Origin of the sequence: Sphingobium sp. SJ10-10 (assembly GCF_036038995.2) — a bacterium.
Classification (GTDB): domain Bacteria; phylum Pseudomonadota; class Alphaproteobacteria; order Sphingomonadales; family Sphingomonadaceae; genus Sphingobium.
This window is the reverse complement of the sequence record NZ_CP158132.1, coordinates 1,485,834-1,504,327: the sequence shown is the minus strand read 5'-3', so window position 1 is coordinate 1,504,327 and position 18,494 is coordinate 1,485,834. Positions and strand designations below refer to the sequence as shown.

Here is an 18,494-nt window from a genome sequence, read left to right as displayed (position 1 = left end):
CTTTGGCCAAGGCGAAGGAAAATTTGGGGGAAGGCTAATTAAACTCTGCCGCTCACTCCCCCATCGTGGCGGTATCGATATCCTTCAGCCCCACGCCGATGGAAGCGCGCGGTTGCTCTATTTCCACCGACGCCACCGGATAGGCGCAATAATCGGCCGCATAATAAGCGCTCGGCCGATGGTTTCCCGAAATCCCGACGCCGCCGAACGGGGCCGAGGAAGAGGCGCCATTGGTGGGCCGGTTCCAGTTGACGATACCCGCGCGGATATTCGCCCAGAACTGGTTATATTGCTCCGGCGTGCCGCCGATCAGCGCCGCCGACAGCCCAAAGCGGCTATTGTTCGCCTCCCTTATCGCAGATTCGAAGTCGGGCACCCGGATGACCTGAAGCAAAGGCCCGAACAGCTCCGTATCCGGTCGTTCCGCCATGGCGGTCACATCGATGATCGCCGGGGTCACGAAGGGCAGACCCTTGGTCGTGCGAACCATATGCTTGATGGGCTTGCCGCCATTGCTCATCAGGTAGAGGAAGCTCTCCGTCAGATGATCTGCCGCCTGATTGTCGATCACCGGCCCCATATAGGGCGCGGGGTCGGCATGGGGATGGTCGACGATCAGCCGGTCGGCCAGCTTCTTGACCTCCGCGATCAGCGCGTCGGCCAGATCCTCCTTGACGATCAGCCGGCTCGCCGCCGTGCAGCGTTGCCCGCTCGACAGGAAGGCGGATTGCACGATCAGCGTTGCCGCGCTGGCCATATCCGCCGTGTCCCAAGCCAGGATCGGGTTGTTCCCCCCCATTTCGAGGGCCAATATCTTGCCCGGATTGGCCGCGAATTGCCGGTTGATGGCGATCCCCGTCTGCGCCGATCCGGTGAAGAGCACGCCGCCCACATCGGGATGCGCGGCCAGCGCCTTGCCCTCGTCCGGTCCTCCCAGCACCAGCCGCACGGCATCCTCCGGCACGCCCGCTTCATGATAGAAGCGCACCAGCATCTCGCCCACGGCAGGCGTCTTTTCCGAAGGCTTGAAGACCACTGCATTGCCCGCCAGCAGGGCAGGCACGATATGGCCATTGGGCAGATGCGCGGGGAAGTTGTACGGCCCCAGCACGGCCATCACGCCATGGGGCTTGTGCCGCACGGACTGGCGCGCGCCCATGGCTGCCTCCAGCCGCCTTTGTCCGGTGCGTTCGGAAAAAGCCGCGACGGAAATGTCGACCTTGTTCATCACCGCGGTCACTTCGGTCCGTGCGTCCCAGAGCGGCTTGCCGGTTTCGCGCGCGATCAGGTCGGCCAGCGCCTCCTCATTGGCGCGCACGACATTGACGAAGCGGCGCAGCGTCTCGATGCGATAGGCGATGGGCTGCGCGGCCCATTTGGGCCAGGCGGCACGGGCGCGGGCGACTTCCGCCTCCACCTCGCTGGCAGTCCCCTGCCACAAGAGAGCACCAGTGGCGGGTTCTATCGAAGTCAGCGCGGCGGACATGGTCCCGATATGGAGGATAATTGGGCGTTAGGGAAGAGGTGGCGCATCGCCCAGCGCATCGCCCATGTCCCGGATCGACGCGACCTTGGCATGGAGCGGTCCCCAGTCGTCATCCTTATCGATGGAGCCCCAGATCGCCTCGACCTCATCGATGTGCATGGAGCAGGGCGAAGGCGCGCTCCAATAGGGGTGATCCTTCGGCCCGCTGGCCTCAAATCCGGCTATGGCTTCACGGAATTCGGCCCATTCCTCGCCCGCATAGGGAGCGCCCTGACGAGGATCGCCACCGCGCCAGTCCTGAAAGAAGCGATCTATCGGCGTTTCGCTCGCGGTCATCCCCCGCACCGCTGCTTCGATCATGGCCGACGCATCGCCGCTCTGCACGACGCCCAAACGCCAGCAGAAGCGCCGCACCATCGCCTCGCCATACAGCGCTGGAAAGCGCTCCAGCTGCTCGATCAGCGGTTCCGCCTCCACCAAGGGCCGCAGCGATACGGCGAGTTGCGCCACGTCCCAGTGGATCGCCTCCGCCTGCCGCCCAAAGGCATATAGCCCCGCATGATCGAAATAGGCGGCGGTGAAGCCCGGCTCCCACAGCGGCGTGAAGCGCCAGGGGCCGTAATCGAAGCTTTCGCCCGTCACATTGATATTGTCGCTGTTGAGCACGCCATGGACGAAGCCCGCGACCATATAGCTCGCCGCCAGATCGGCGGCGCGCTCGACCACGCGGCCCAGCAATTGCGCGGGCGGGTTATCCCCCGGCACCTCGCCATAAAGCTTTGTCAGCGCATAATCGGTCAGCCGCTCCAGCAAGGCCTTGTCATCGAAATAGGCCGCCCGCTGGAATGACCCGATGCGGATATGCGAATGGCTGAGGCGCACCATCGCCGCCGCGCGGGTAGGGGATGGCTCGTCATTGCGCTCCAGAGCCTCGCCCGTTTCGATGATGGAGAAGGTCTTGGACGTGTTGACGCCCAGCGCCTCCAGCATCTCGGTCGCCAATATCTCCCGCACCCCGCCTTTCAGCGTCAGCCGCCCGTCCCCGAACCGGCTATAGGGAGTCTGGCCCGACCCCTTGGTGCCAAGGTCCAGCAACCGTCCGGCGCCGTCCCGCAACTGCGCGAACAGGAAGCCGCGTCCGTCGCCAATATCCGGATTATACACCCGGAACTGATGCCCGTGATAACGCAGCGCCAGCGGCCCCGGCAGCGATCCCTCCAGCGGCTGAAACCGCCCGAAATGCGCCACCCATTGCTCATCGCTCAGATCGCCAAGTCCCACGGTCGGCGCCCAGCGGTCATTGCGGAACCGCAGGATCGTCTGCGGGAAGTCCGCCGCCGCGACCGGATCGGCAAAATCGGGTTGCAGCGCGGCGATTTCGTTCGCGGGGCAATATTTGGCGGGTTGCAGGGTAGAGCGCATGCGGCGATATGGGGGATGCAGGGCGGAAGGATCAAGCAGCTTGAGCAGCTATAGCGACGGATATTGGTGGTCCCCCGATGGGCTGAGGCTCCATTATCGCGATTATGCAGGCGGGGAGGATGGCCGTCCGCCCTTGCTCTGCCTGCCGGGCCTGACCCGCAACGCCCGCGATTTCGAGCCGCTTGCCGCCCGTCTGGCCGGGCAATGGCGTCTGATCTGCCCGGACATGCGCGGCCGCGCCGAAAGCGCGCAGGCGAAGGATCCGATGACCTATGTCCCGCTCACTTATTTGCAGGACATCAGCCGCCTGTTGGCCGACCTGGCCATCACCCGTTGCGTCGCCATCGGCACGTCGCTGGGCGGCATCATCACCATGCTGATCGCCGCGACCCATGGTGAATGGCTGGCGGGCGCGCTGCTCAATGACGTGGGGCCCACGCTGGAGGAGCCAGGTCTCGCCCGCATCCGTACCTATGTCGGCATCGGCCAATCGCATCCAAGCTGGGTCCACGCGGCGCGCGCGCTGGAGGAAGCCAATCGCGACGTCTATCCCGGCTATGGCCTCGACCAATGGCTGGCCATGGCCAAGCGCCTTTACCGCCTCAACAGCGCGGGGCGCGTCGTCCTGGACTATGACATGCGCATAGCCGAGCCGTTGCGCGTTGCGGGCAGCGAGGCAGGCGTCGACATGTGGCCGGTCATGCAGAGCTTTCGCGGAATTCCGACGCTGATCCTGCGCGGCGAGCGTTCCGACCTGTTGTCTGCCGCCACGACCGCCCGCATGGTGGAGGAAATCGGCCCGGACGCCGAATGCGCCACCATCTCCAATGTCGGTCACGCCCCTGTTCTCGACGAACCGGAATCCGCCGCCGCCATCGACCGGCTGCTTGCGCGGGTTCTGAATGGCTGAAGTGATTTGAGTGAAATGGAAGATTTCACGGCTCGAAAATCACGGCAGACAGGCGAGCCGCCCCGGCTGCTTCACGTCCACGGCAGCTTCTCCCTAGGCGGCAAGGAAGCGCGGGCCGTCCGCCTCATGAACCTTTGGGGAGGGCGCGCCCATCACAGCATCGTCAGCGCGGCGCCTCATCTGATGAGCGCCCGCGACGCTATTGATCCAACCACGCCGGTCGATTTCCCCGAGCCGCCTCCACTCGCGGGCAAGCCCGGTATCCAGCGCTTCAGGGCGATCGCGCGGTTCCTGTCGGGATATGACCTCATCCTGAGCTATAATTGGGGTGCGATGGACGCGGTGATGGCGCACCGCATCCATGGCGGTCCTCCGCTGATCCACCATGAAGACGGCTTCAACGCGGACGAGGCGGCCGGTCTCAAGCCCCAGCGCAACCTCTATCGCCGCCTCGCGCTCCAGCGCGCTCATGCGCTGGTGATTCCGTCGATCCGTCTCGACGCCATCGCCCGCAAGGTGTGGCGCCAGCCCGTCGCCAAAGTCCACCTGATCCGCAACGGCATAGATACGGCCCGCTATGCGCAGCCGCCCTTGCCCAACGCCATTCCCGCCCTTCATCGCACGCCCGGCAAGCTGCTGGTCGGCACGGTTGCGGGTCTGCGCGCCGTCAAGAATATTCCCCGCCTCGTCCGCGCCGTCGCCCCGCATCGCGACCACCTGCAACTGGTGGTGGTGGGGGAGGGGCCGGAACGCGATGCCATATTGGCCGAAGCCAAGGCCCATGGCCTGGACGATATCTGCATGGCCGGCTTCATGAGCGAGCCCTGGCGCTTCATGGGGCTGTTCGACATTTTCGCGCTATCCTCCGATAGCGAGCAATTTCCGATCTCGCTGATCGAGGCGATGGCGGCGGGCCTCCCGATCGCCTCGATGGATGTGGGCGACGTCGCCAATATGGTTGCGCCGGAAAACCGGGTGTTCGTCGTTCCGGATGAGGCGGCTCTGGCCTCCGCCCTCGAAGCCCTGGCAAGCGACCCCGACATTCGCCAACGCCTGGGTGAAGCCAACCGCCACCGCGCCCATCGTGATTTTACGGAAGCCGCCATGGTCGACGCCTATGCAAGCCTTTATGGGCAGGCACTATCCAGCCCCCATATTTTGCGGTAGGGCGCCCCCAAATATTCGTCATCCGACCGTAAAGCTGCTATAGGGCCGCATTTAAGTGGTCGGGGGCCACTGGATTTTTGCGCGGGAGATTGCGTTGTTCAAGGGGTTGAAGCCCATCATTTACGGCGGCCGTGAAGTCTGGCCGCTGGTAGAGGGCGGCAAGGGCGTAGCTGTTTCCAACCATGCCAGCTCAGGCGCCTGGGCGGCGGCCGGCGGCATCGGCACGGTGTCGGCGGTCAACGCGGACAGCTATGACAGCTTCGGCAACGTCATCCCCCAAATCTATCATGGCCGCACCCGCCGCGACCGGCATGAGGAGCTGATCGCCTATGCCGTTGACGGCGCGGTCGAGCAGGTGAAGCGCGCTTTCGAAATCGCGGGCGGCAAGGGCGCGATCAACATCAACGTGCTGTGGGAAATGGGCGGCGCGCAGCGTGTCCTCCACGGCGTATTGGAAAAGACCAGGGGCATGGTCGCGGGCGTCACCTGCGGCGCGGGCATGCCGTACAAGTTGTCGGAGATCGCCGCCTCCTATGGCGTCAATTATCTCCCCATCGTGAGTTCCGGCCGCGCCTTCCGCGCACTGTGGAAGCGCGCCTATTCCAAGGCGTCGGAATGGCTGGCGGCGGTGGTCTATGAAGACCCTTGGCTGGCGGGCGGCCATAATGGCCTCTCCAATGCCGAAGATCCCAAGGTGCCGCAGGATCCTTATCCCCGCGTCCGGGATTTGCGCGCCACCATGCGCGAAGGCGGCATTTCGGATGACGTGCCGATCGTCATGGCAGGCGGCGTCTGGCACCTCAAGGACTGGAACGACTGGATCGACAATCCGGAACTGGGCGCCATCGCCTTCCAGTTCGGCACCCGTCCGCTGCTGACGCAGGAAAGCCCGATCCCTGAGGAATGGAAACAGCGCCTGACCCAGCTAGAGCCGGGCGACGTGCTGCTGCATCGCTTCTCGCCCACCGGCTTCTACAGCTCGGCGGTCCGCAATCCTTTCCTGCGCCAGCTCGAAGCCCGCTCCGAACGGCAGATCCCGTTCAGCACAGAACAGGCGGGAGACCATACGCACCAGCTTGATGCGGGCGTGAAGGGCAAGAATTTCTGGGTGACGCGGGGCGACCTGCTGCGCGCTCGCGAATGGGTGGGGCAGGGCTTCACCTCGGCGCTCAAGACGCCCGACAATACGCTGGTTTTCGTGACCGAAGAGGAAAAGGCCGAAATCCGGAAGGATCAGACCGACTGCATGGGCTGCCTCAGCCAGTGCGCCTTTTCTAGCTGGATGGACAGCGAAACCAATTCGACCGGCCGCCTGGCCGATCCGCGCAGCTTCTGCATCCAGAAATCGTTGCAGCAGGCCGTCCATGGCGGCGACCTCGACAAGAATTTGCTCTTCGCGGGCCATGGCGCCTATAAGTTCAAGCAGGATCCCTTCTATTCCAACGGGTTCGTGCCGACCGTGAAGCAGCTCGTCGATCGCATCCTGACCGGCGACTGATGGCGGATATTCAGGGACTGGCGGTGCTGCATTACGACACGCCGCATTTCGACATCGTGCGCCCGGGGCAGTTCGTGCTCTGTGCCGTTTCGGGTGCGCGGATCGAGCTGGACGACCTCAAATATTGGAGCGCGGAGTTCCAGGAGGCCTATCGCGGGCCGGAAGAGGCGACCCGGTCCTTTTTGAAGCATCGGGGTTCGGCATTCCGATAAGCATCTGATTAAAAAGAAGATGAGTGGATTTTTGCGATAAACGGGCGATTGTCGGCCCGACTGCGCAACCGGAGTTCAAGGCGCGACTCTTTCAGTCTGGCGTTTATGTGCGCCATTTCGCCGCACTTCTCCTGTTTCTTTGCTCGCACTAATGGTTTATCCTTCCTCAACGAAGCGACAAAGATCGCTCGATTGAGGAAGGATGAGAGCAATGTCGCGTATCGACATTTTTGGTGACCGTATATGCGTGGTGACGAGCTTGCTGATTGTGGGCTGGTTTATCTACAATGTAGCGTTCTGACGGACGCATCGCACCCCATCTTCCTTGCAAGGTTTGCGCTTCCCGTCCGTTCAAGGCGAACATAACTTCCGCCATCCGGTGAAACTTGTCGTCCTGATGCCTTAAGCAAAGCTATCTTCCCTCTCTCTATAAAATGAGTAGATATAGGCTTGAGCATGAATGCTCCGCGGCTTTTGAAGGATGTCAGCTTGCTCCGCGTCACCAACGGCTAAAGCGCACGGTACTGAAGCGACCACGCAAGGTTTCGTGTTCCTCCTCAACAGGAGAAGACGATGACCCAGAATGCATCTCGTACCCGCCGGTCGCGCCGCGTGGCCGCCAGCCCGCAAATCCATATCCCCCATTCATCCTGGAACCGTGTGGAACGCGTGCCCGAAAGCGCCGCGCCGGTGAAGCCGGATGAATTCTGGAGCCGACTGGGGCTTTAGGGTGGTGGTTGTCGTGAGTTGGAGCCTACGACCACCATAATTTCCCCCTTTCAGCCGGAGCCGAGAGTGATCAAAACGCCACCCGGCATCCTCACTTCACAACCTTTATCTCGAACAGCTTGGCCCAATTCTTCCCCGTCACGAACAGGCGATCGGCTTTTGCGTCATAGGCGATGCCGTTCGCCACTGCCTCGCTGTCTTTCGCGCCGCTGGCTTTCAGAAGCGGCGCGATGTCCAGCCAGTCGATGACAGCTCCTGTGCGTGGATCGATCCGCGCAATATGGGTGTCGTACCAGATATTGGCCCAGATCTCGCCCTTCACATATTCCAGTTCGTTGAGCCGATCGACCGGGCGACCGTTCCACGTCACCGTGATCCGCCGCTCCTCAGTCAGCCTATCGGGGTTCAGGAACCGCAACTGCGCGGTTCCGTCGCTCATGATGAGGCTGCGCCCATCCTGCGTCAGTCCCCAGCCTTCGCCTTCATAGCGAAACTGGGAAACCGGCGAAAAGTCGTTCAGCTTCCAGACGAAACCTTGCCGATGCCGCCAGGTCAGACTGATCAGCCGATCCTTCCAGTTGACGATCCCCTCGCCAAAATAGGGGCGAGGGATGATCCGGCGGTCCAGTAGCTTGCCGTTCTTGAGATCGACCTTGCGGATCTCGGATTCGCCCTCCAGCCCGGTACTCTCGTACAGCGCGCCGTCATGGTAGAAGAGCCCTTCGGTAAAGGCGGCCGGATCATGCGGATAGCTTCGGACGAGCTTCCACCGCGTCTCCGCCTGCGCCGGAGCGATCAGCAGCCATGCTCCCAGCAGCGCAACAAGGGCGCGCCTCATTCGGCGGCCTGCTCCGCCATCGCAACGGAGAGCCAGCCGGGCAGAGCGGCGGGGTCGATATCCTCCACCCGCCGCAATTCGATGGACAGGCCAAGGTTGGGCAGGGCGGCCTTCTGGCGTTTCTCATCGGCCTCAGCCAGCGGCACCGCCACCAGGCGCCGGTTCACCTTGTTGCGATAATGCATGCGGGCGGTGTTTTCCTGCCCGACATAGCATCCCTTGTCATAATCGACGCCGCCCAATTCCCCGGCATTGGTTTCCAGCCACAAAATCTGGTCCTGCCCTAGTTCCCCGACACCCTCGAACACGCCCAGCGACAGCCGGTGCGCCCGGAATGCCGCCGAGGCGTCGCCCGCGTCCGGCGGCGCGATCCAGCGATGCCCAAGCAGAGGCAGGCGTGGATCGAAGGGCTTATCCTGTGCCTCCAGCGCCCAGTGCACGGCCAAAGCCTCTTCCCGCGCGATCGCGACTTTGCGCCGTAGCCGATAGAGTGTCAGGCGTTTGGTCAGCGCATCGGCCTGTTCGGCTTCGCAATCGATCAGCACATCATCGTCATCAGCCCAAAGGATGAAGTCGAACAGCGCCTTGCCTTGCGGCGTCAGCAGCGCGGTCCATCGCGGCTCGCCCGCCTTCAGCCCCGGCACATCTCGCGTCAGCAGGCCTTGCAGAAAGATTTTCGCTTCCTCGCCCGAAATTCTGAGGAGCGCGCGGTCGGTTAGGGTGGTGCCGGTCATCGGCTTTAGGTAGGACACTCGGCAATCATATCCAAGCCCACCCTAAGCAGGCGACACCGACATGACTTTCGACCTCCTTCTCAAGAACGGCACCGTCCACACCCCCGGCGGCGCGGAAAGCGCGGATGTGGGCGTACGCGGCGGCAGAATCGTCGCCATCGGCACATCGCTGGGCGGGGCGGGAGAGGTGATCGATTGCACCGGCCTGGATGTGCTGCCGGGCTGCATCGACAGCCAGGTCCATTTCCGCGAACCGGGGCTGGAGCATAAGGAAGATCTGGAATCGGGCAGCCGCGCGGCGGTGCTGGGCGGCATCACCGCCGTGTTCGAGATGCCGAACACCAACCCCAACACCGACACTGCCGACCGCGTGCACGACAAGCTGAAGCGCGCCAATCACCGCATGTGGTGCGACCATGCCTTTTATGTCGGCGCCACCGCCGACAATGCCGAGCAGTTGAAGGAGCTGGAGCGGATTCCCGGCACGTCGGGCGTCAAGATCTTCATGGGCGCTTCGACCGGCAGCCTGCTGGTGGATGATGACGATGCCCTGTCGCGCGTCCTTGCGAGCGGCACCCGCCGCGTCGCCATTCATGCGGAAGACGAAGCGCGCATGAACGCCCGCAAGGACTTGCGCGTGGAAGGCGATCCGTCCTCCCACCCCGTCTGGCGCGACGATGAAAGCGCCATGATCGCGACGAAGCGCATCATCGACCTGGCCCGCAAGGCCCGCCGTCGCATCCACATATTGCATGTGACGACCCCCGCCGAACTGGAATATATCGCTCAGCACAAGGATATCGCGACCTGCGAAGTCACGCCACAGCATCTCACCCTGGCAGCGGAGGATGCCTATCCGCGCCTGGGCACCTATGCGCAGATGAACCCGCCGATCCGGTCCGGGGCGCATCGCGACGGCCTTTGGCACTGGCTGAACCAGGGGGTGCCCGACGTTCTGGGCAGCGATCACGCCCCCCATACGATCGAGGAAAAGGCGAAGGCCTATCCGGCATCGCCCAGCGGCATGCCCGGCGTCCAGACGCTGGTGCCGCTGCTGCTCAACCATGTCGCGGAGGGGCGTCTGTCGCTTCGCCGGTTCATCGAACTGACCTCTTCGGGCCCGCAGCGTGTCTTCGGCCTGGTCGGAAAGGGGCGCATCGCGCTTGGCTATGACGCCGATTTCACCGTGGTCGATCTGAAGAAGCGTTGGACTGTCGGCAGCGACTGGCTGGCCTCGCGCTGCAACTGGTCGCCCTTTGAGGGGATGGAACTGACCGGCAAGGCTGTCGGCACCATCATCCGCGGCCATCGCGTCATGTGGGAAGACACGCTCGCCAATCAGGCGGTGGGCGAGGCTGTGCGTTTCGAGGCGACCGAGTTCGCTTAAACGGTTGCCAGCCGATTGCGGCGGGCAGCGGTCAGGCTGTCCGTCGCGAACAGGATCAGGCTCAGCCAGATCAGCGCAAAGCTCGCCATCTGCCCCGCCGTCAGCTTTTCCCCGAAAAGCAGGGTGCCGCACAGAAATTGCAGCGTCGGCGCTAGATATTGCAGCAGGCCGAGCGTCGTCATCGACAGACGCTGGGCGGCGGTCGCGAACAGCACCAGCGGCACTGTCGTCACCGCGCCGGCAATGATCAGCAAGATGGTCGTCGTCATGTCCTGCCCGAAACTGACGCCGCCATGCGCCGACAGCCAGAACAGATAGCCGATGGCAGGCGGCGTCAGCAGTAGCGTCTCCACGCCCAGGCCCATCATCGGCGCTACAGGAGTCAGCTTGCGGATCAGCCCGTAGAAAGCGAAGGTCAGCGCCAGCGTGACGCTGATCCAAAGCGTGGTCAGCGCGGTTGCCGCCATGATGGCGACGCCGACCGCCGCGATCCCGACCGCCGCCATCTGTCCGCGCCGCAGCTTTTCATGAAGCAGCAGCACGCCAAGTCCGACATTCACCAGTGGATTGAGGAAATAGCCGAGGCTGGTGGCGATAACATGGCCTGCATTCACCGCCCAGACATAGATCAGCCAGTTCATGCCGATCATCAGGGCCGATCCCGCGAGCGGCAGCATGAGCCGGCGATCCCGTAATATGGCCGACAGCCCGGGAAGGCTCCGCCGCGCCAGCAGCAGCGCCATGACCAACAGCAGCGACCAGAGGATGCGCTGGCCGACAATCTCCACCGGGTTCACATGATGCAGCAGCCGGAAAAAGATCGGCAGCAGGCCCCATGCGCCATAGGCGGCAACCGCGGCGAGCAAGCCCTGACGGACCGCCTGTTCGGATGTGGGCAGGGGACTCAGAGAATGCCTCCGCCCAGGAACAGCCGCAGCGCCCCGAATGCCGCCACGATCAGACAGAAATTGCGCCCGCCATTTTTGGCCGAGAGCATGCCGATAAATGCGCCGAACAGCGCGACCGGCACGAGCAGCCAGTTGAGCGCGCCCAGCAGCGGAAACACCGCCGGGATCATCAGGATCAGCGTGAAAAGGCCGATCAGCGCTGACAGGATGTTAAGCATGGCCGCACAAATGGTGCTTCTGCTCCTTCGCGGCAAGCCGGATGGCGATGCCACTTGGTGGAGACTGGCCCGGCCAAAGGAAAAGATTCCGGGATTCACCAAAATCCCTAACGGAAAATTAACCTCTGCTCTTCATCCCTTGTTTACGAAGGAGTGAAGCCATGGCGCCTGTTCGATCTTTCTGTGTCCTCGCGCTGCTTGCCGCCGTGCCGCTGACGGGTTGCGGCAAGAAGGAGGATGATCTGAACGCTCTGGACGCGCAACTCACCAACAATGCGGTCGACGCGCTGGCCGGTCAGATCGTGGTCGACCCCAGGCTTGCAGGTCAGTCGCAGCAGGCTGCGAAGCTGCCGGTGCTGAAGGGAGAGGCTGGCAAGGCGCTGGCTGATTCGGTGAAGCTGGCGGGCGGCACCTTGCTCGCCACACCCGCGCCCGTGCAGGAGGAGGCAAAGGAATCCGCGTCCATGCTCGCCGCCGTGGCCAGCGAACAGCAAAAGCCCGGCGGGAACGCCTTCTGCCGCGAGCGACTGATCTACGGCGCCCAATGGGCCAGCCGCTTGCCCGAACCCTTCACCGTCTATCCCGGCGCGCAACTTGTCGAAGCGGCAGGGGCGGAAAAGGACGGATGCACGCTGCGCGCCGCCACTTTCGTGACGCCGGTGCCACGGCAGAGCGTGATGGATTTTTATTACACCCAGGCTCGCCGCGCCGGTTTCGACGCCGAGCATAAGGTGATGGACGGCGACCATGTGCTGGGCGGTTCGCGAAAGGATGACGGCAGCGCCTTCCTACTGCTGTTCACCGAAGCGCCCGGCGGCAAGACCAGCGTGGACGTGCTCGCGGATAACGGCCGCTAGGGGGCGGCCGGGGCCGCATTTCGCTTATTTTCGGACGTTGGTAATATCGTCATCCCAGCGCAAGCTGGGATCTAGTGAGGTTAGGTCGTGCGCCATCGCCTGAGATCCCAGCTTTCGCTGGGATGACGGAAATGACGTCCGCTCTCCACCTTCTCTCCCCGTTCGTCATTTCCCAAACCAATGACCGCTTCCCAATCCTGGCAAAAATGCTCTAGGGCGGGCGGCATGACCAATATCTTTCTCGTCATGACAGGGGGCGCCATCGGATCGGCGTTGCGCTACCTGCTCGGACGTCTCTCAGGCCATCTGGCCCCCGGCGCGCTGTGGCCATGGGGCACCTTCGGGGCCAATATCATCGGCGGTTTCGCCATGGGCCTGCTGGCCGGGTGGCTGGCGCGCTTCAGCACGGGCTCAGGCGAACCGATCCGCTTGCTGCTCGCTGTCGGCGTGCTCGGCGGTTTCACCACCTTCTCCTCGTTCAGCCTGGAAACCGTACTGATGATGGAACGCGGCCAATTCGGCATGGCGCTGGCCTATGCCGCCTTTTCGGCCATTGGTGCGGTCGGCGCGCTGGCCGGTGGCCTCGCTGTCATGAGGAGCGTCGCATGAAGGGTCGTCCTCCCGGCAAATCATCCGGCCCTCGCAAGCCCGGCGCCGTTCCCCAGGGGCGCGCCCGTGGCGCCGCCAAGGCCGCTCGCGCCCGCAAACCCGACGCGCCCAAATCCGCTCCGAAGCCACCGGCTGCCAAGCCGGCCACGGTAAAGCCAGCAGTCCGGCCCGCCAAATCGTCCCCGGCCAAGGGCGTTTCGCTCGACGTCCGGCAATTCCGTGTGGGGGCTGACGATGACGGCATCCGGCTCGACCGCTGGTTCCAGCGGCATCTGCCCGATGTCGGCTTCAATATCGTGTCGCGCTGGGCGCGCACCGGCCAGTTGCGTGTCGATGGCGCCCGCGCCGCGCCGGGCGACCGGGTTGCGGAAGGCCAGAGCATCCGCGTGCCTCCCGCCGAGCCCAAGGCCGTCGAAACCGCCAAGCCCAAGCGCGTCCGCCCGGAACTGAGCGACGATCAGGTCGCCTTCGCCCAGGGGCTGGTCATCCACCGCGACGCGCAGGCCATCGTCATCAACAAGCCGCCGGGCTTGGCGACGCAGGGCGGCACCAAGACCGAAGATCATGTCGACGGCCTGCTCGATGCGCTGGAATATGAGCTGGACCAGCGGCCCAAGCTGGTCCATCGGCTCGACAAGGACACGTCGGGCGCGCTGCTCATTGCCCGCACGGCCCGGTCTGCCGCCTTTTTCGCCAAGGCCTTCTCCAGCCGCACGGCGCGCAAGGTCTATTGGGCCCTCGTCATGGGCGTCCCGTCGATCGAGGACGGCATGGTCGAACTGCCCATCGCCAAGCAGCCCGGCACCGGCGGCGAGAAAATGCATGTGGATCAGGAGGAGGGGCTTCCCTCCCGCTCGCGCTACCGCGTGATTGAACGCGCAGGCAATCGCGCCGCCTGGGTCGAACTGCAACCCTATACCGGCCGCACCCACCAGTTGCGCGTCCATATGGCGGCAATCGGCCATCCGATCGTGGGCGACGGCAAATATGGCGGCAAGGAAGCCTTTTTGAGCGGCGCGATCAGCCGCAAGATGCACCTCCACGCCCGCCGCATCCGCGTCGATCATCCCGATGGCGGCCGGGTGGATGTCCGCGCCGAACTGCCCGATCATTTCGCCTCCAGCCTTGCCTCGCTGGGTTTCGACTTGTCCGCCGGCGATCTGCCGCTGGACGAGGAAATCGCACGCGCTCCCACCCGCGAGGATGAGAAGAAGGCGGCCCGCGCCCATGCCAAGCAGATCCGCAAGGGCCGCAAGGGCGAACGGCGTGCGCGGGGTTCGAGCGGGGGACCGCGCAAGAAGCCATGACGAACAAGCTCGCCGTATTCGACTGCGACGGCACATTGGTCGACAGCCAGCATAGCATCTGCACCGCCATGATTCGCGCATTCGAGGGGGAAAAGCTGGTCGCGCCGGATCGCGCGACGATCCTCTCGGTCGTCGGCCTGTCGCTGCCGCTTGCCATGGCGCGGCTGCTGCCGGAGGCGGAGGCCGATTATCATGAGCATCTCTCCGAAAGCTACAAGCTCGCTTTCCAGCAGCTTCGCCGGGAAAATGCGGCGTCGGAGCCGCTTTATCCGGGCATAGCCGAACTCATCCGCCAACTGGATGCCGATGGCTGGCTGCTGGGCGTCGCGACCGGCAAATCGGACAGGGGGCTCCAACTTTGCCTCACCCATCACGGCATCCACGCTCATTTCGTGACATTGCAGACCGCCGACCGCCATCCGTCCAAGCCGCACCCCTCCATGCTGCTTGCCGCCATGGCCGAAGCGGGGGCCGCGCCCGAAACCACGGTGATGATCGGTGATACCAGCTTCGACATCGACATGGCTCTGACCGCCGGCGCGCGTGCCCTTGGCGTAGGCTGGGGCTATCACACGCCGCAGGATCTGATCGCGGCGGGCGCGCATAGTGTGGCGATGGACAGCACCGAATTGCATGGCCATATCCACGCCTCCGACATCAAATGACCGACCTGCCCCCACTTCCGCCAGCCGACCCTGAAAAGGTCGCCCGCCAGCGCTTCTTCGCGCTCGGTCTGTTCCGCCTGTCGGGCGCTTTGCTGGTGATGTTCGGCTTCCTCATATTGATGCAACGCTTCCATTGGGTGCAGGGGAGCAAGGCCAAGGCGATGGGCGCGATCTTCGTCGTCGTCGGCCTGTTCCAGTTCGTGATCGTGCCGCGCCTGCTGCTCGCATTGTTCAGGAAACCGCCGCAATCATGAAACGCTTCTACAAGGACGTCGCGGTCGTTCCGGGTGAAACCGGTTTCGAGCTTCAGCTCGACGGCCGCCCAGTCCGCACGCCAGCCCGCGCCGCTTTGGCTCTGCCCAATGCACGCCTTGCCGAAGCGATCGCGGACGAATGGCGCGCCCAGGGTGATATGATCGATCCGCGCTCTATGCCCTTCACCGGCCTTGCCAATGGCGCCATCGACCAGATCGCGCCCAATCGCGAAAGCTTCGCCGCGGATATTGCGCGCTATGGGGAGAGCGATCTGCTCTGCTACCGCGCGGAGGGGCCGACCGAACTGATCGCCCGCGAAGCTGCGGCCTGGGATCCGCTGCTGGATTGGGCCCGTGGTCGCTATGACGTCGCTTTCCGGGTGACGCAGGGCATCATCCCGGTTGAACAGCCCGCCGAGACGCTGGAACGGCTGGGCGGGGCGGTGGCTGTCTTCGACCCCTTCACCCTTGCGGGCCTTTCGACATTGGTGACGCTGTCCGGATCGCTGGTTTGCGGGCTTGCGATCGTGGAAGGCGGCTATGATGGCGATATGGTCTGGACCGCTTCCGAAATCGACGAGGCGTGGGAAGTCGAAAAATGGGGCGAGGATGCGGAAGCCGCTGCCCGGTCGGCACGGCGGAAAGAGGAATTTGCCATGGCGGTGGCGTTTTGCGGGATGACTCGCGCCTGACGGGTTACGGCAAAGGCCTCAAGCCACCCCGCCGATGATCTTGTCGGCAAAGAGCAGCCTGCCCGGACCCATTAGCCCGATAAACTGCGGCAACATATGACGCGCCAGCGCGAAGCACCCTTCGCTGCGGCCGATCTTGCCCCAGGTCGCGATGTGATCTTCGCTCACATAATCGGCGCCATGCACGACGATGGCGCGCATTTCCGCGTTGTTGTTCTGCGGGTCAAGCCCCGCCAGGCGCATCGCCCGGCCATGCTGGCCCTCGTAAATTTCACCTGTCTTGAAGGCGCCCGAACAACTCGCCAGCGAATTGGGCTCATTGGAAAAGGTCTGGAGCCAACCTGAATGTTCGGGGTCGGAACCGCGGCCATGGGCGACCAGATAGGAACTGGCTTGCCCGCCGATCAGATCGACCACATGGAAACGCAATTCCCGCGAGGGGGCGTTGAAATCGGCCAATCCCACCCGGTCCCGCAGTGTGAACATATGGCCATGTTGGTCGAGCGCAGCCTTGGCGCGCTCCAGCAGTTTCGCATAGGGCTGGGTAGCAAGCGGCCCTGCGGAGACCGGACGCGGTGCCGGCGGAGCAGCAGGCTGCGGCGGCGTTTCACCGAACGACGCAGCGCGCCCGGCACTGTCGGCAAGGAATGAAAAAGCCAGCCCGCTCAAAGCGAGCTTGGTGAAACTACGACGATCCATGAATCGCAATATAGCAAAGGAGCGGGGCCGGTCCAAGGGGAGCGCCGGATCGCCACCGTCGTCCGTCCCACTCTTTGCTGTAAAACCGCCGTGCCGCCTTGTTTTCGGGGCGGGACGCGCCGATCCTATTGGGTGGCGTTCGCGCCCTCGTCCGCGCCTTCCCGATTCAGGCGCGCGGTCATGCCGGTGGCTGCGGCGTCGTCCTCGATTTGCTGCTGTTCGGAAATGGTCGGGGCGGGGGCAGGAGCGGGCGCGGCGTTATTGCTCGGCTCGGGAGCCGGGGCTTCCGGCTCCTCGACGATCACATTCTCGACCGGCGGTTCGACCAGATTGTTTGTCACCGGCGCCTCTTCCTCCTTCTTCCCGCAGGCGGCGAGGGCGAGCGCGCCGGCAAGGGCGATGAGGGCGAATTTGCGCATGAAATCAGTCCTTGGATGCGATGGAGGCCGCGGGCGCGGCGGTCGGGTCGACACGGCGGCTGGATGCTTCGATCTTTTCCGCAAGCAACTTGTCCCAGCCATAGGGATCGGAACGGAAGCTCATCGTGCCGTTATTGCTGGCGAAAGCAGTCCAGTAAAGCAGATACACCGCCACTTCCTTGGGCAGCGAAACCCGCTGGGTCTTGCCGGTGTCGATCAGCGACTGGATCTGCCCGGCAAGGTCGGGATTGCCCGCCACCATCAGCTCCGCCAGCGGCACCGGCTTTTCCAGGCGAATGCAGCCATGGCTCGCCAGGCGGTCATAGCTTGAAAATTTCGCCCGCGACGGCGTGTCGTGCAGATAGACGGCAAAGGGATTGTTGAAGTCGAACTTCAACCGTCCCAGCGCGCTGTTGGGCCCGGCGGGTTGCACGATCCGCTCGCCCGTCTCCGGCGTGCCGACGATCTTGTAGCCCTGGCGGATCAGCGCTGCGCGCCCCTTGGGCCATAATTCGCGCTTGGCGATGGAGGTGGGGACGTTCCACGGCGGATTGACTACGATCGAATGGATGCTGGACGACAGCATCGGCGTCGCATTGTCCGGCGCGCCCGTCACGGCGCGCATCGACGTCACCGGCTGATCGCCCTCGAACACCGTCAGCACGGCGGCGGCGATGTTTACCTGCACCCGGTTCACTGGCAATTGGCGCGGCATCCAGCGCCAGCGCTCCATATTCGCCATGATCGCGGCGATGCGGTCGTCGACCGGCACGTTCAGTTCCCTGAGCGTCCGCGCATCCAGCAAGCCGGTGGGGTTGAGGCCATAGCGCCGCTGCGCCCGTTGCAGCACGTCGGTCAGCTTTTCGCTCGGCGTGACGCTCTTGTCCTCTACGGCGATGCGGGCGCGCACGGTATCGGGCGAGGATTGCGCCGTCAGCGCCGGCCAACCGCCCGCGTCGCGAATCCGCTCATAATTGGCCAGACCTTTGCGCAGGCCATCATAACCCGCATAGGGCGGCGTCAAATTGAGCGCCCATTGCGGCAACCGATCCTCGCTGATCGCCTTGGCCAAGCCCGGTCGCGGATCGAACGGGGCAGGGCGCAGCGCCCAGATCGCCAGAAAGTCCGCCGTGTCGACGCGCCCCGTGCTGAGCGCCCTGGCCCGGTCCAATGCTGCCGAAAGCAGGGCATCGCCCGTCAGGTCGCCCGTTGCCTTGCTGCGGGCCATCAGCCCTTGCTGCGTGCCGCCCTTCAGCCAGTCGTTGAGCCAGCGTTCCTGCGTGGTGGACAGGGGGGGCAGCGGTACAGGGGGGGGCGGCGTCACGATGGACGGCGGCAGGATCACCTGCGGAGCAGGGGGGGAGGATGGGGGCGCGGGCAGTGTCGGCGCAACCGCCGGAGGCTGCGCCACGGACGGCACGGCGGCCGCACCCAGCAGACAAAAAACGGAAAAACGGATCAATTCGGGACGGTTCATGCTGGA

22 protein-coding genes are annotated in these 18,494 nt (G+C 64.0%); 13 read left to right on the top strand and 9 right to left on the bottom strand.

Features of this window, described 5'->3' with window-relative positions; translation table 11 throughout:
• Positions 1-52: 52 nt before the first annotated feature.
• Positions 53-1,486 carry a succinylglutamate-semialdehyde dehydrogenase gene (gene astD, locus VVT58_RS07150; protein ID WP_327753595.1) on the bottom strand — a complete coding sequence of 478 codons (1,434 nt, stop codon included), beginning with the start codon at positions 1,484-1,486 and terminating at the stop codon, positions 53-55.
• A 27-nt stretch (positions 1,487-1,513) separates the two neighbouring features.
• Positions 1,514-2,908, bottom strand: coding sequence for a protein adenylyltransferase SelO family protein (locus VVT58_RS07145; protein ID WP_327753596.1), 1,395 nt, complete (start codon positions 2,906-2,908; stop codon positions 1,514-1,516).
• Between the two features lie 40 nt (positions 2,909-2,948).
• Between VVT58_RS07145 and VVT58_RS07140 the strand changes: the two genes are divergently transcribed.
• The 5 genes from VVT58_RS07140 (at position 2,949) to VVT58_RS07120 (ending at position 7,424) form a co-directional block, all read left to right on the top strand.
• On the top strand, positions 2,949-3,818 hold the full coding sequence (locus tag VVT58_RS07140; RefSeq protein ID WP_327753597.1) for an alpha/beta hydrolase: 870 nt from the start codon (positions 2,949-2,951) through the stop codon (positions 3,816-3,818).
• A gap of 15 nt (positions 3,819-3,833) precedes the next feature.
• Positions 3,834-4,985: a glycosyltransferase gene (locus VVT58_RS07135; protein ID WP_327753598.1), complete on the top strand. Its 1,152-nt coding sequence runs from the start codon at positions 3,834-3,836 to the stop codon at positions 4,983-4,985.
• Between the two features lie 94 nt (positions 4,986-5,079).
• Positions 5,080-6,483: a nitronate monooxygenase gene (locus tag VVT58_RS07130; protein ID WP_327753599.1), complete on the top strand. Its 1,404-nt coding sequence runs from the start codon at positions 5,080-5,082 to the stop codon at positions 6,481-6,483.
• Entirely contained in the window at positions 6,483-6,695 is a 213-nt protein-coding gene (locus VVT58_RS07125; protein ID WP_327753600.1) for a DUF2093 domain-containing protein, read from the top strand. Before VVT58_RS07130 ends, VVT58_RS07125 begins: the two co-directional genes overlap by 1 nt.
• 573 nt (positions 6,696-7,268) lie before the next feature.
• Positions 7,269-7,424, top strand: a complete 156-nt coding sequence (locus tag VVT58_RS07120; protein ID WP_169576141.1) for a hypothetical protein — start codon at positions 7,269-7,271, stop codon at positions 7,422-7,424.
• Between the two features lie 91 nt (positions 7,425-7,515).
• Here the strand turns inward: VVT58_RS07120 and VVT58_RS07115 are convergent, their stop codons facing one another.
• Together VVT58_RS07115 and VVT58_RS07110 are read right to left on the bottom strand one after the other, a co-directional pair.
• A complete protein-coding gene (locus tag VVT58_RS07115; protein ID WP_405053735.1) occupies positions 7,516-8,220 on the bottom strand; it encodes a glutaminyl-peptide cyclotransferase in 705 nt (234 codons plus the stop codon).
• Between the two features lie 38 nt (positions 8,221-8,258).
• Entirely contained in the window at positions 8,259-8,996 is a 738-nt protein-coding gene (locus VVT58_RS07110; protein WP_327753728.1) for a folate-binding protein, read from the bottom strand.
• Between the two features lie 61 nt (positions 8,997-9,057).
• Here VVT58_RS07110 and VVT58_RS07105 point away from each other — a divergent pair, with 61 nt between their 5' ends.
• The gene (locus VVT58_RS07105; RefSeq protein WP_327753602.1) at positions 9,058-10,383 is read left to right on the top strand and encodes a dihydroorotase; all 1,326 of its coding nucleotides are present in this window, start codon (positions 9,058-9,060) and stop codon (positions 10,381-10,383) included.
• On the opposite strand, the gene rarD is transcribed toward VVT58_RS07105, so the two are convergent.
• The gene (gene rarD, locus VVT58_RS07100) at positions 10,380-11,249 is read right to left on the bottom strand and encodes an EamA family transporter RarD (RefSeq protein WP_327753603.1); all 870 of its coding nucleotides are present in this window, start codon (positions 11,247-11,249) and stop codon (positions 10,380-10,382) included. The genes VVT58_RS07105 and rarD overlap by 4 nt on opposite strands.
• A 38-nt stretch (positions 11,250-11,287) precedes the next feature.
• Positions 11,288-11,509, bottom strand: a complete 222-nt coding sequence (locus VVT58_RS07095) for a hypothetical protein (RefSeq protein ID WP_327753604.1) — start codon at positions 11,507-11,509, stop codon at positions 11,288-11,290.
• Here VVT58_RS07095 and VVT58_RS07090 point away from each other — a divergent pair.
• The 7 genes from VVT58_RS07090 (at position 11,508) to VVT58_RS07060 (ending at position 15,893) form a co-directional block, all read left to right on the top strand.
• Positions 11,508-11,666, top strand: a complete 159-nt coding sequence (locus VVT58_RS07090; protein ID WP_327753605.1) for a hypothetical protein — start codon at positions 11,508-11,510, stop codon at positions 11,664-11,666. The two genes, VVT58_RS07095 and VVT58_RS07090, sit on opposite strands and share 2 nt — an antisense overlap.
• A 4-nt stretch (positions 11,667-11,670) precedes the next feature.
• Positions 11,671-12,366, top strand: a complete 696-nt coding sequence (locus VVT58_RS07085) for a hypothetical protein (RefSeq protein ID WP_327753606.1) — start codon at positions 11,671-11,673, stop codon at positions 12,364-12,366.
• Positions 12,367-12,591: 225 nt separating this feature from the next.
• Positions 12,592-12,975 (top strand): fluoride efflux transporter CrcB, encoded by a 384-nt coding sequence (gene crcB / locus VVT58_RS07080; protein ID WP_327753607.1) that lies wholly within the window; start codon positions 12,592-12,594, stop codon positions 12,973-12,975.
• Positions 12,972-14,282, top strand: coding sequence for an RluA family pseudouridine synthase (locus VVT58_RS07075; RefSeq protein ID WP_327753608.1), 1,311 nt, complete (start codon positions 12,972-12,974; stop codon positions 14,280-14,282). The genes crcB and VVT58_RS07075 overlap by 4 nt, the downstream gene beginning before the upstream one ends.
• Positions 14,279-14,947 carry an HAD-IA family hydrolase gene (locus VVT58_RS07070; RefSeq protein WP_327753610.1) on the top strand — a complete coding sequence of 223 codons (669 nt, stop codon included), beginning with the start codon at positions 14,279-14,281 and terminating at the stop codon, positions 14,945-14,947. Before VVT58_RS07075 ends, VVT58_RS07070 begins: the two co-directional genes overlap by 4 nt.
• Positions 14,944-15,201, top strand: a complete 258-nt coding sequence (locus tag VVT58_RS07065) for a hypothetical protein (protein WP_066555985.1) — start codon at positions 14,944-14,946, stop codon at positions 15,199-15,201. Before VVT58_RS07070 ends, VVT58_RS07065 begins: the two co-directional genes overlap by 4 nt.
• Positions 15,198-15,893 carry an ATP12 family protein gene (locus VVT58_RS07060; protein ID WP_327753611.1) on the top strand — a complete coding sequence of 232 codons (696 nt, stop codon included), beginning with the start codon at positions 15,198-15,200 and terminating at the stop codon, positions 15,891-15,893. The genes VVT58_RS07065 and VVT58_RS07060 overlap by 4 nt, the downstream gene beginning before the upstream one ends.
• 18 nt (positions 15,894-15,911) lie before the next feature.
• On the opposite strand, the gene VVT58_RS07055 is transcribed toward VVT58_RS07060, so the two are convergent.
• The 3 genes from VVT58_RS07055 to VVT58_RS07045 form a co-directional block, all read right to left on the bottom strand.
• Positions 15,912-16,592, bottom strand: coding sequence for a murein L,D-transpeptidase catalytic domain family protein (locus tag VVT58_RS07055; RefSeq protein WP_066555989.1), 681 nt, complete (start codon positions 16,590-16,592; stop codon positions 15,912-15,914).
• A 125-nt stretch (positions 16,593-16,717) separates the two neighbouring features.
• Positions 16,718-17,011: a hypothetical protein gene (locus VVT58_RS07050; protein WP_066555991.1), complete on the bottom strand. Its 294-nt coding sequence runs from the start codon at positions 17,009-17,011 to the stop codon at positions 16,718-16,720.
• A gap of 4 nt (positions 17,012-17,015) precedes the next feature.
• On the bottom strand, positions 17,016-18,488 hold the full coding sequence (locus tag VVT58_RS07045) for a L,D-transpeptidase family protein (RefSeq protein ID WP_327753613.1): 1,473 nt from the start codon (positions 18,486-18,488) through the stop codon (positions 17,016-17,018).
• Between the last annotated feature and the right edge of the window lie 6 nt (positions 18,489-18,494).

Bases quoted from the DNA above. Each gene is read 5' to 3' on its own strand.
- astD (WP_327753595.1), bottom strand. From the start codon at position 1,486: ATGTCCGCCGCGCTGACTTCGATAGAACCCGCCACTGGTGCTCTCTTG.
- VVT58_RS07145 (WP_327753596.1), bottom strand. From the start codon at position 2,908: ATGCGCTCTACCCTGCAACCCGCCAAATATTGCCCCGCGAACGAAATC.
- VVT58_RS07135 (WP_327753598.1), top strand. From the start codon at position 3,834: ATGGAAGATTTCACGGCTCGAAAATCACGGCAGACAGGCGAGCCGCCC.
- VVT58_RS07125 (WP_327753600.1), top strand. From the start codon at position 6,483: ATGGCGGATATTCAGGGACTGGCGGTGCTGCATTACGACACGCCGCAT.
- VVT58_RS07120 (WP_169576141.1), top strand. From the start codon at position 7,269: ATGACCCAGAATGCATCTCGTACCCGCCGGTCGCGCCGCGTGGCCGCC.
- VVT58_RS07110 (WP_327753728.1), bottom strand. From the start codon at position 8,996: ATGACCGGCACCACCCTAACCGACCGCGCGCTCCTCAGAATTTCGGGC.
- VVT58_RS07105 (WP_327753602.1), top strand. From the start codon at position 9,058: ATGACTTTCGACCTCCTTCTCAAGAACGGCACCGTCCACACCCCCGGC.
- VVT58_RS07090 (WP_327753605.1), top strand. From the start codon at position 11,508: ATGGCCGCACAAATGGTGCTTCTGCTCCTTCGCGGCAAGCCGGATGGC.
- VVT58_RS07095 (WP_327753604.1), bottom strand. From the start codon at position 11,509: ATGCTTAACATCCTGTCAGCGCTGATCGGCCTTTTCACGCTGATCCTG.
- VVT58_RS07085 (WP_327753606.1), top strand. From the start codon at position 11,671: ATGGCGCCTGTTCGATCTTTCTGTGTCCTCGCGCTGCTTGCCGCCGTG.
- crcB (WP_327753607.1), top strand. From the start codon at position 12,592: ATGACCAATATCTTTCTCGTCATGACAGGGGGCGCCATCGGATCGGCG.
- VVT58_RS07075 (WP_327753608.1), top strand. From the start codon at position 12,972: ATGAAGGGTCGTCCTCCCGGCAAATCATCCGGCCCTCGCAAGCCCGGC.
- VVT58_RS07070 (WP_327753610.1), top strand. From the start codon at position 14,279: ATGACGAACAAGCTCGCCGTATTCGACTGCGACGGCACATTGGTCGAC.
- VVT58_RS07065 (WP_066555985.1), top strand. From the start codon at position 14,944: ATGACCGACCTGCCCCCACTTCCGCCAGCCGACCCTGAAAAGGTCGCC.
- VVT58_RS07060 (WP_327753611.1), top strand. From the start codon at position 15,198: ATGAAACGCTTCTACAAGGACGTCGCGGTCGTTCCGGGTGAAACCGGT.
- VVT58_RS07055 (WP_066555989.1), bottom strand. From the start codon at position 16,592: ATGGATCGTCGTAGTTTCACCAAGCTCGCTTTGAGCGGGCTGGCTTTT.
- VVT58_RS07050 (WP_066555991.1), bottom strand. From the start codon at position 17,011: ATGCGCAAATTCGCCCTCATCGCCCTTGCCGGCGCGCTCGCCCTCGCC.
- VVT58_RS07045 (WP_327753613.1), bottom strand. From the start codon at position 18,488: ATGAACCGTCCCGAATTGATCCGTTTTTCCGTTTTTTGTCTGCTGGGT.